Source organism: Mesorhizobium sp. M1E.F.Ca.ET.063.01.1.1, assembly GCF_003998155.1.
Taxonomy (GTDB): domain Bacteria; phylum Pseudomonadota; class Alphaproteobacteria; order Rhizobiales; family Rhizobiaceae; genus Mesorhizobium.
Map to the genome: position 1 here is coordinate 1 of NZ_RZSC01001147.1, position 1,307 is coordinate 1,307.

Annotated in this window: 1 protein-coding gene; it reads right to left on the reverse strand. The window is 67.6% G+C overall.

Translation table 11 applies throughout. The features are described from left to right. On the reverse strand, positions 1 to 1,307 hold a 1,307-nt coding region (locus EOA29_RS36785), incomplete at both ends, for an acetate--CoA ligase family protein (protein ID WP_145970061.1).

The window sequence follows — 1,307 nt, forward strand, 5'->3', positions numbered from 1 at the left end:
TTCGATGCGGGCGTCCAGGGCAATCACGCCCGCGGCATCGCCCAACAGGGGATTGATGTCCAGGGAGGTCAGGCAAGGGAAGTCGATGGTCATCCGCGACAAGCCGTTCAGAGCGGCAACGATCGCGGCACGATCTGCCGGCTTGCGGTCGCGATAGCCGGCGAGCAGGCGGCCTATTCGCGTCGCGTCGATCAGATCTCCGGCCAGCACGTCGTCGAGCGGCGGCAGCGCAATGGCGGTATCGTTCAGAACCTCGACCGCCGTGCCGCCGGCGCCAAAAAGCAGGACCGGGCCGAACATCGGGTCCAGGTTCATGCCCAAGATGAGCTCCTGCGCGTGCTTGCGCACGACCATGGTTTGCACGGTGTATCCGTCCGCCTTTGTCCCCGGCGCCTGTGCGCGCAGGCGTGTTTCGATCGACTTCGCGGCCTCTCCGGCCTCCGCGGCGGTCGCAATGTCGAGCACCACGCCGCCGACGTCCGACTTGTGCGAGACCGCCTTCGACAGCAGTTTGACGACCACCCGCTCGGCGCTTTCGAGAAGCTGGCCGGCTGCCTCCGCCACCTCGGGGGTCGAGTTGGCAACAACGGTTCGGGGCACCGGAATGCCATAGGCGGCGATCGCGGCCTTTGCTTCCGGTTCGGTCAGCATGCGCCGCCCTTCGCTTGCCACTTGCCGGAAGATGGCATGCACCGTCGCCTTGCCGTCGGCGGCGCCTCCGTCCTGGCTCGAGGGAGTCCGCAAGAGCGCCCGCTGGGCCCGTGACCATTCGCCGAGATAGGACGCCGCGATCGCCGCATCCTCCGGTGTTTCGAAGCTCGCAATGCCGGCTTCCGTCAGGATGCGCCGGCCTTCGCGCGCGGTATGCTCGCCGAGCCAGCAGCCGAGGAGCGGCTTTCCTCCGATCTCGCCCTCATCGCCAAGCTCGGCCACCTTCCTGGCCGCGTCGGGCGAGGAACCGAGCCCGGTCGGACAGTTCATGACCAGGATGACGTCCGTTCCCGGATCCGCCGACAAGGCTTCGAGCGCCGCTTGATAGCGTTCCGGTGCCGCATCGCCCACGATGTCGACGGGGTTTGCATGCGACCAGGTCGGCGGCAGAACCCCGTTCAGCCGCTCGATCGTCAGCGGTGAAAGCGCGGCCAATTCGCCTCCGCGGTCGATCAGCTTGTCGATCGCAAGGACCCCGGCGCCGCCGCCGTTGGTGACGATGCCGACGCGGGTCCGCTCAAGCGGCGAATAGCGCGCGATCGTCTCGGCGGCATCGAGCAGTTCGGCGAGATCTCTCACCCGCAGCACCCCTGCCC